Origin of the sequence: Mycobacterium sp. UM_Kg1, from assembly GCF_000972925.1 — a bacterium.
GTDB classification, from domain to species: domain Bacteria; phylum Actinomycetota; class Actinomycetes; order Mycobacteriales; family Mycobacteriaceae; genus Mycobacterium; species Mycobacterium hiberniae.
This window is the reverse complement of record NZ_JRMK01000134.1, coordinates 1-9694: the sequence shown is the minus strand read 5'-3', so window position 1 is coordinate 9694 and position 9694 is coordinate 1. Positions and strand designations below refer to the sequence as shown.

At 69.6% G+C, this 9694-nt stretch carries 6 protein-coding genes; all 6 read left to right on the top strand.

Going from position 1 to position 9694, the window contains the following annotated elements:
- The coding region (gene mutA, locus LI92_RS17160) for a methylmalonyl-CoA mutase small subunit (RefSeq protein ID WP_046320968.1) at nucleotides 1-1850 on the top strand (1850 nt) is incomplete at its 5' end.
- Nucleotides 1851-1855: 5 nt separating this feature from the next.
- Nucleotides 1856-4144 (top strand): methylmalonyl-CoA mutase, encoded by a 2289-nt coding sequence (gene scpA / locus LI92_RS17155; protein ID WP_046320966.1) that lies wholly within the window; start codon nucleotides 1856-1858, stop codon nucleotides 4142-4144.
- Entirely contained in the window at nucleotides 4145-5134 is a 990-nt protein-coding gene (meaB, locus tag LI92_RS17150; RefSeq protein ID WP_046320965.1) for a methylmalonyl Co-A mutase-associated GTPase MeaB, read from the top strand.
- Nucleotides 5135-5210: 76 nt separating this feature from the next.
- Nucleotides 5211-6476, top strand: coding sequence for an esterase/beta-lactamase LipL (gene lipL / locus LI92_RS17145; protein WP_046320964.1), 1266 nt, complete (start codon nucleotides 5211-5213; stop codon nucleotides 6474-6476).
- Between the two features lie 76 nt (nucleotides 6477-6552).
- Nucleotides 6553-7269 (top strand): thioesterase II family protein, encoded by a 717-nt coding sequence (locus LI92_RS17140; protein ID WP_046320963.1) that lies wholly within the window; start codon nucleotides 6553-6555, stop codon nucleotides 7267-7269.
- Nucleotides 7270-7816: 547 nt separating this feature from the next.
- Nucleotides 7817-9574: an AMP-binding protein gene (locus LI92_RS17135; RefSeq protein WP_046320960.1), complete on the top strand. Its 1758-nt coding sequence runs from the start codon at nucleotides 7817-7819 to the stop codon at nucleotides 9572-9574.
- Nucleotides 9575-9694 lie beyond the last annotated feature (120 nt).

The window sequence follows — 9694 nt, the reverse complement described above, 5'->3', positions numbered from 1 at the left end:
CTGTTGCCGGGGTGCTGGCCAAGAGCACGCGCCGCGAAGCCGCCGACATCGAGGCGGAGACCGGCGGTGAGCCCGAACGGCTGCTGGACACCCCCGTCGAGGGGCTGGCCGGCGACGGTGGCTTCGCCATCCGTCCGCTCTACACCTCGTTCGACGCGCTGCCCGAGCAGCCCCTGCCCGGCCAGTGGCCCTTCGTGCGCGGCGCCGACCCCACCCGCGACGTCAACACCGGATGGAAGGTCGCCGAGGCCTTTCCCCATGGCTCGGGTTCTGCCGCCGACACCAACGCCGCAGTCCTGACGGCGCTGACCGAGGGCGCCAGCGCCCTGGTCCTGCGGGTCGGCGAGGCGGGCGTCCCGGCCGCGGAGCTGCGGCAGGTCTTCGACGACGTCTACCTGGGCCTGGTGCCGGTGCTCCTCGACGGAGCGGGCGCCGGCGACTACACCGCCGCGGCCGAGAGCATGCTGGCCCTGGTCGACGCGCTGGAACCGGGCGATCGGGCCAACCTGTCGGTGGACCTGGGTGCCGATCCGCTGACCGCGCCGCTGACGCAGCGCCCGGCGCCGTCGACCGACGACATCGTCGCGGTGGCGACGCGTTGCGCCGAGCGCCAGGGCGTGCGGGCCATCGCCGTCAACGGTCCCGGCCTGCACAACCTGGGCGCCGGTGCCGCAGACGAGCTGGCGGGCGCACTGGCCGCGGCGGTCGCTTACCTGCGTCTGCTCACCGAAGCCGGCCTGACGGTGGCCGACGCCGCCCGCCAGATCAGCTTCCGGATCGCCGCCGACGATGACCAGTTCATCACCATCGCCAAAATCCGTGCGGCGCGACAGCTTTGGGCGCGGGTCGCCGAGGTGGCCGGGGCGCCGGAAGCCGGTGGCGCCCTGATTCATGCCGAGACCTCACTGGCGATGATGACGCAGCGCGACCCCTGGGTGAACATGCTGCGCACCACCTTGGCCGCCTTCGGCGCCGGCGTCGGCGGCGCGGACACCGTGCTGGTCTGGCCGTTCGACACCGCGATCCCCGGCGGGCAGCCGGGCACGTCGGCGACGTTCTCCCGGCGGATCGCGCGCAACACCCAACTGCTGCTCCTGGAGGAGTCGCACCTGGGCCAGGTGCTGGACCCCGCCGGCGGATCCTGGTTCGTCGAAGACCTCACCGAGCAGTTGGCGCAGCAGGCGTGGCGGCAGTTCCAGGAGCTCGAAAAATACGCAGCACTCGGCGGATTCCAGGCCGCCCGCGAGCACCTCGGCGAGCGGATCGCCGCAGTCGCCGCCGCCCGGGCCGAGAACGTCGCCCACCGGCGCAGCGCCATCACCGGGGTCAACGAGTACCCCAACCTCGACGAGCCGCCGTTGCCGGCCGCGGCAGCCACCGCCGACCCGGCGGGCCTGCGGCGTTACGCGGCGCAGTTCGAGGCGCTGCGCGACCGCTCCGACGCCTACCTGGCGCGCACCGGTGCCCGGCCGCAGGTGCTGCTGCTGCCGCTGGGGCCCATGGCCGAACACAACATCCGGACCACCTTCGCCACCAACCTGCTGGCGTCCGGCGGCATCGCGGCGATCAACCCCGGAACGGTCGGCGCCGAGCAGGTGGCCGCGGCCGCGGCGCAGGCCGGCTCGCCGGATGTGGCGGTGCTGTGCGGCAGCGACGCCCGCTACGGCGACGAAGCCGCCGCAGTGGTCGGGGCGGCGCGAGCCGCCGGCATCGGCCGGGTCTACCTGGCCGGCCCGGCGAAGGCCGTGGCAGACCAGGGCGACCCGGATAACCGGCCGGACGACTACCTGACGATGAAAATCGATGCCGTAGCGGTGTTGTCGGACCTACTGACCCGATTGGGGGCCTGAGCGCCATGACCACCAGCACTTCGCACAACACCCTGGGCAGCTTCGCCGACGTCGCCCTGCACGGCGAGCGCACCGCCGACCCGGTTACCGCCGAAGCGGTCGCCGAGTACGTCGCGGGGGCCGCGGCCGCACACGGCTATGCTCCCGAACAGCTGGAATGGGACACCCCGGAGGGTATCGCGGTCAAGCCGGTGTACACCGCCGCCGACCGGGCCGCCGCGGTCGCGCAGGGCTACCCGCTGGACAGCTTCCCCGGCGATGCCCCGTTCGTGCGCGGGCCCTACCCGACGATGTACGTCAACCAGCCCTGGACCATCCGTCAGTACGCCGGATTCTCCACCGCGGCGGACTCCAACGCCTTCTACCGCCGCAACCTCGCGGCCGGCCAGAAGGGTCTGTCGGTGGCCTTCGACCTGGCCACCCACCGGGGCTACGACTCGGACCACCCGCGGGTCCAGGGTGACGTCGGAATGGCCGGAGTGGCAATCGATTCCATTCTGGACATGCGGCAGCTGTTCGACGGGATCGACCTGAGCGCGGTGAGCGTCTCGATGACCATGAACGGTGCGGTGCTGCCGATCCTGGCGCTGTACGTGGTTGCCGCCGAGGAGCAGGGTGTCCCGCCGGAGAAACTGGCCGGCACCATCCAGAACGACATCCTCAAAGAGTTCATGGTGCGCAACACCTACATCTACCCGCCGAAGCCCTCGATGCGGATCATCTCCGACATCTTCGCCTACACCAGCGCCAAGATGCCGAAGTTCAACTCGATCTCCATCTCCGGCTATCACATCCAGGAAGCGGGCGCCACGGCCGATCTGGAGCTGGCCTACACGCTGGCCGACGGCGTTGACTACATCAAGGCCGGTCTGGACGCCGGGCTCGACATCGACAAGTTCGCGCCCCGGCTGTCGTTCTTCTGGGGCATCGGGATGAACTTCTTCATGGAGGTCGCCAAGCTGCGTGCGGGCCGGCTGCTGTGGAGCGAACTGGTCGCACGCTTCGACCCCAAGAGCGCGAAATCGTTGTCGCTGCGCACACATTCCCAGACCTCGGGATGGTCGCTGACGGCCCAGGACGTCTTCAACAACGTCGCCCGAACCTGCATCGAGGCGATGGCCGCCACGCAGGGCCACACCCAGTCGCTGCACACCAACGCCCTCGACGAGGCGTTGGCGCTGCCCACCGACTTCTCCGCCCGGATCGCCCGCAACACCCAGCTGCTGCTGCAGCAGGAGTCGGGCACCACCCGGCCGATCGACCCGTGGGGCGGGTCCTACTACGTGGAGTGGCTGACCCATCAGCTGGCCCAGCGGGCCCGGGCCCACATCGCCGAGGTCGAGGCGCACGGCGGAATGGCGCAGGCCATCAGCGACGGCATCCCGAAGCTGCGTATCGAGGAGGCCGCGGCGCGCACCCAGGCCCGCATCGACTCGGGGCGCCAGCCGTTGATCGGGGTCAACAAGTACCAGGTGGCCGAGGACCAAGAGATCGAGGTGCTCAAGGTCGAGAACAGCCGGGTGCGTGCTGAACAGCTGGCCAAGCTGCAGCAGCTGCGCGCCGAACGCGACGAGGCGGCCTGCCAGGCCGCGCTGGCCGAGTTGACCCGCGCGGCCGGCGCCAGTGGCGCGGCCGGGGCGGACGGGCTGGGCAACAACCTGCTCGCGCTGGCCATCGACGCCGCCCGGGCCAAGGCGACACTCGGAGAGATCTCCGACGCGCTGGAAAAGGTCTACGGTCGCCACCAGGCCGAGATCCGGACGATTTCCGGCGTCTACCGTGACGAAGTGGGGAAGGGCAGCAACATCGCAAGCGCAACCGCCCTGGTCGAGAAGTTCGCCGAGGCCGACGGCCGCCGGCCCCGCATCCTGGTGGCCAAGATGGGCCAGGACGGGCACGACCGTGGCCAGAAGGTGATCGCCACCGCGTTCGCCGACATCGGGTTCGACGTCGACGTGGGCGCGCTGTTCTCCACCCCCGACGAGGTGGCACGCCAGGCCGCCGACAACGACGTGCACGTGGTCGGGGTGTCGTCGCTGGCCGCCGGCCATCTGACGTTGGTGCCGGCGTTGCGTGACGCACTGGCGCAGGTGGGCCGGCCCGACATCATGATCGTGGTCGGCGGGGTCATCCCGCCCGGAGACTTCGACGAGCTCTATGCCGCCGGGGCGACCGCGATCTTCCCGCCCGGCACGGTGATCGCCGACGCTGCGGTGGACCTGCTGCACACGCTCGCGGCCCGGCGGGGCTATGAGCTCACCGACCCGGCAGGACCGGCCGCCGACCACGCGTAGATGGCCGACAACACCTCCGACACCGTCGCCGAGCTGGCGGCGGCGGTGCGCGCCGGGGACCGCTCCGTGCTTCCCCGGGCCATCACCCTGGTCGAGTCGACCCGGCCCGACCACCGTCAGCAGGCGCAGGAACTGCTTTTGGCGCTGCTGCCGGATGCCGGCGGGGCACGTCGAGTGGGCATCACCGGTGTTCCCGGGGTGGGTAAGTCCACCACCATCGAAGCCCTCGGCATGCACCTCGTCGAGCAGGGGCACCGGGTGGCGGTGCTGGCGGTCGACCCGTCGTCGACGCGTACCGGCGGGTCGATCCTCGGGGACAAAACCCGCATGCAGCGGCTCGGGGCGCAGGAACGCGCCTACATCCGGCCGTCACCGACGTCGGGAACCCTGGGCGGGGTCGCCAAGGCCACCCGCGAGACGGTGGTGCTGTTGGAGGCCGCCGGTTTCGACGTGATCCTGATCGAGACCGTCGGAGTCGGCCAGTCCGAGGTCACCGTCGCCAACATGGTCGACACCTTCGTCTTTTTGACGCTGGCCCGCACCGGGGACCAGTTGCAGGGCATCAAGAAGGGTGTCCTGGAACTCGCCGACATCGTGGTGGTCAACAAGGCCGACGGCCACCACCTCACCGAGGCGCGGGCCGCCGCCCGGGAATTGGCGGCTGCGATCCGGCTCATCTACCCGCGTGAGACGCTGTGGCGACCGCCGGTGCTGACCATGAGCGCCATCGAGGGCACCGGGGTGGCGGAGTTCTGGGAGACGGTGGAGCGGCACCGGCAGACGCTGATCGACGCCGGCGAGTTCGACGCCCGGCGCCGGGCGCAGCAGGTCCAGTGGACACACCAGCTGGTACGCGACGCGGTGCTCGAACGCGCGCTGTCCGCCCCCGCGGTGCGCGAGGTGCGGACTGAAGTGGAACAACAAGTACTCAGCGGGGAGCTGACCCCCGCGCTGGCGGCCCAGCGCATCCTCGAGGCGGTCTGGGACTAGGCATCGCACACGAATCTATCTGTCGGTTGCGGTAATTCGACTTATGGCAGCTTTCCGGCGGAGTAGATTGCCAGGTATGACACAGTTCTACCAGGGCTCTGCGGCAGGTTTGCCGGCGAACATACGCGGCGCGGCCGACCCGAACTTCTCCTGGGCCGTGCGTGCCTTCGCGGCGGCGTTCCCCGGCCGACGCTTCGGCGGCGGCGCACTGGCTGTGTACCTGGACGGTAAGCCGGTGGTGGACGTCTGGACCGGTTGGGCGGACCGTGGCGGACGGGTTCCCTGGTCGGCCGACACCGGAGCGATGGTCTTCTCGGCCACCAAAGGCGCGGCCTCGACGGTGATCCACCGGCTGGTCGACCGCGGCCTCATCGACTACGACATGCCGGTCGCCCGGTACTGGCCGGAGTTCGCGGCCCGGGGTAAGGCCGCGATCACGGTGCGCGAGCTGATGGGGCACCGGGCCGGGCTGACCCACCTCAACGGGGTCAGCAGGGCGGACCTGCTGGACCACCGGGAGATGGAGGCGCGGATGGCCGCGGCGGCCCCGGGGCCCGAACGCGGAAAGCCCGCCTATCACGCACTGACCTATGGATGGCTGCTGTCGGGGCTGGCCCGGGGCGTCACCGGTATGAGCATGCGGGAGCTGTTCCGCTCCGAGCTCGCCGGGCCGCTGGGAATCGACGGATTGCACCTGGGCCGTCCGCCGGTCGACGCGCCGACCCGGGCCGCGGAGATCATCATGCCCCAGCGCAGCCGACCGAACCGGGTGGTGAACCACCTGGCGCCCAAGGCCGCCGCGCTGCTGCCCTACGGGGGTTTCGGCGCGATCTATTTCCCCGGTGTGATGGACGCGGTGCGCGGTGACATCCCGCTGCTGGACACCGAAGCCGCCGCCGTCAACGGGGTCGCCACCGCGCGCGGCTTGGCCCGCCTGTACGGCGCACTGGCCAACGGCGGCGAGATCGACGGCACCCAGTTGTTGTCGCGGCGGATCGTGGACGGCCTGAGCGGCCGGCGCTCCCTGCAGCTGGACCGCACGGTCGTGATCCCGCTGGCGTTCCATCTGGGCTATCACGCGGTTCCGTTCGGTTCGGCGCTGCCCGGCTACGGCCACATCGGGCTGGGCGGTTCGATGGGCTGGGCCGACCCGGCGTCCGGGCTGGCGATCGGTTTCGTGCACAACCGGCTGCTGACCCCGTTCATCGGCGTCGACCACGGCGGTTTCGTGGCCACCGCGGCGCTGATTCGCCGGGGTGCGGCCCAGGCGCGCCGGAAGGGCTACACCCCGGTGCCGCAGCTGGGGGAGCCGTTCGCGCAGCGCGACGCCGCAACCGGTTAGCGGCCCTTGCCCCGGGTGGGCCGGTCCGGGCCCGGGGAGTCCCGGCGACACAGCGGGCCGCCGGTAGGGTTGGCGCGTGACTGACCGCACGCCCAAGCTCTATATCTTCCCGCACGCCGGCGGATCGCCGCAGTACTACGTGGGTTTCTCCAAGGCGTTCACCACCGACGTCAAACGGATCGGAGTGCAGTATCCCGGCAAGGGCGGCACGCATGACCTCGGCGCTTTCACCAGCATCGAAGACCTCGCCGACCAGGTCTGCAAGACCGTCGCGCCGCCCACGGCCTCGGACGGGCCGGTGGCCTTCTTCGGGCACAGCATGGGCGCGCTGCTGGCGTTCGAGGTCGCGCGCCGGTTCGAGACGGACGGCCACCGGATCGCCGCCCTGTTCGTCTCGGCGGCCGGTGCTCCGGGGCGGGCGGGCTACGACAACATCCCCGAGTCCGACCGGGGCCTGCTGGATGCGATGAGCTCGATGACGGGAGTCAACCCCGAGTTCCTGGAGAACGAGGAGTTCGCGGCCAAGATTCTGCCCACCCTGCGCGGCCTCAAAGCCATCGCGAACTACGACTGCCCGCCGGAGGCACGAGTGTCGTGCCCCATTTTCGCCTTCCATGGTGACGAAGACGACGTCGCGACCGACGAAAAAGTGGGGCCGTGGGCGCAGCGCACCACCGGGGAGTTCAGTTCGCGGGTGTTCTCCGCGCCCGGTCACCACTTCTACCTCAACGATCACCTGCCCGAACTGGTCGGCGACATCGAAGACAAGCTCGCGCGCCTGCTGGAGCGCTGACTTTTCAGCCCGGCACGCAGTCCTGGATTAGCCGCCGTCGCGGGCGACATCGGTGGTGCGGTAATGAGTTCTCCGCTACTATGGCGGACTGCTGTATCTGCGCTGCTCGGCAGCCACAAATTGCCTGCCAGCTGTGCGTCCGTGATAGCCTCCGCGGGAGGGAAACACCTGGGATGTCGGGGTCCAAGGAGTTCTTGCGAAGGTTCCAACATCCAGAAGGGGTACCCGTGTCGATGATCGAATCCTCCGCACCGGCCATGGCTGCCGGGCGATCTCGGCGCCTGGAGGTCCCCGCCCCCGTCCTGGCTCGGCACGGCCAGCAACCGACCTGCGCTGGGGTTGACGTATTCAGCTGAGCAATTCCGTTTGGGGTGCTCGCAACGTCTGATCTCGCGGGGCAAGCATCCCTGAATGTCGCTCACCCAATTGCATACCTCCGCTGTGCAGGGACCGTGCACAGCGAAACCGTCAGCTCGGACACCGTGCGGGGCGAAGCGCTCCGCAGGTGAGGGTCACGGACCTGACAGCACAAGGAGAAGACAACGCAATGTCGGCATATGAAACGCACATCCCGACCCTGTTGGCGAACCTGGAACGCGACAAGCCGGACGCCGCGGCCTACACCTTCATCGACTACGACGTCGACCCTGCCGGCTACCGGGAGACCCTGACGTGGTCCCAGCTGCGCAACCGGGTGCGCGTGGTCGCCGCCGAGCTCGCGACCTGCGCGTCGCCGGGCGACCGGGTCGCGATCCTGGCCCCGCAGAGCCTGGAGTACATCGTCGGGTTCTACGGTGCGCTCGAGGCGGGCATGATCGCCGTGCCGTTGCCGGTGCCGATGTTCGGCGTGCACGACGAGCGGGTGTCGGCGGCCCTGCGCGACAGCTCGCCGTCGGCGATCCTGACGACGACGGCGGCCGTCGGCGACATCGCCAGCTCCATCAAGGGCCTGGCCGGCAAGACTCCGGTGGTCATCGAGATCGACGCCCTGGACCTGGACTCCGAGCCGGCGTTCGCGCCGTCGGCGACCGCGCACACCAAGGTCGCGTTCCTGCAGTACACGTCCGGCTCGACTCGTACCCCGGCCGGTGTCATGGTCACGCACACCAACGCCGTCTCGAACATGGTGCAGATGGCTTCGGACACCTTCGAGCTGACCGGCGGCATGGCACCGCCGGAGCTCAACGTGGTGTCGTGGATGCCCTTCTACCACGACCTGGGCCTGCTCGGCACCGTCATTTACCCGATGGTGCTGCAGGTGCACACGGTGCACATGAGCCCCATGGCGTTTCTGGCCAAGCCCTCCCGGTGGATGCACGAGCTGGCCAAGGCTCCGGTCGGTTTCACCGGCGGGCCGAACTTCGCCTATGAGCTGGCCGTGCGGCGGACCTCGGACGAGGACATGGCCGGGCTCACCCTGGGCAACGTGCACACCTTCTGCTTCGGCGCCGAGCGGATTCACGCCGCGACGCTGCGCCGGTTCGTCGACCGGTTCGCCAAGTTCGACCTGAACCCGGCGGCGCTGCGGCCCGGATACGGGCTGGCCGAGGCCAGCGTCTACCTCACCTCCAACGCTCCCGGCAACCCGCCGCCGACCGCGCGCTTCGACTACACCAAGCTGGCGGCCGGCACGGCCGAGCCGGGTGGGGCCGAAGGCGGGGTCGAACTGGTCAGCTGTGGGGTGCCGCGCGCGTGCACCGTGCGTATCGTGGACCCGGAAACCCAGACCGAAAACCCCGAGGGGAAGGTGGGCGAGATCTGGGCGCACGGCCCCAACGTTGCGGCCGGCTATTGGCACAACCAGCAGGCCACCGAGGCGACCTTCGGCGGCAAGCTGGTCAACCCGTCGCCCGGGACGCCGCAGGGACCCTGGCTGATGACCGGTGACCTCGGCGTCATCTCCGACGGCGAACTGTACATCGTCGGGCGAATCAAGGACCTGCTGATCGTGGATGGGCGCAACCACTATCCGGACGACATCGAGGCCACCGTCCAGGAGATCACCGGTGGGCGCGTCGCGGCCATCTCGATCCCGAACAGCGAGTCTGAGCAGCTCGTCACGATCGCCGAGTTGAAGAACAAGGGCGGATCCGAGGAGGAGATCCTGGATCGGCTGACCGAGGTGCGACGTAAGGTGACCGCCGCGCTGTCCAAGGCGCACGGCTTGGTGAGCGGCGACCTGGTCCTGGTTCCGCCGGGCGCCATCCCGATCACCACCAGCGGCAAGATTCGTCGCTCCAGCTGTGTGGAGATCTATCAGCGGGATGGGTTCGAGCGACTGGATGCGACTGCTCGGTCTGTATGACAGATGACGAGCTGCTCGCGTGGCTCACGGGGAGGTTGAGTTGAGCGAGAAGAGTGCTGCGTCGGTGGGGGGTCCGGATCGTCGGGCGATTGTTGCTGAGGCGCTGCGCAAGATTGATGA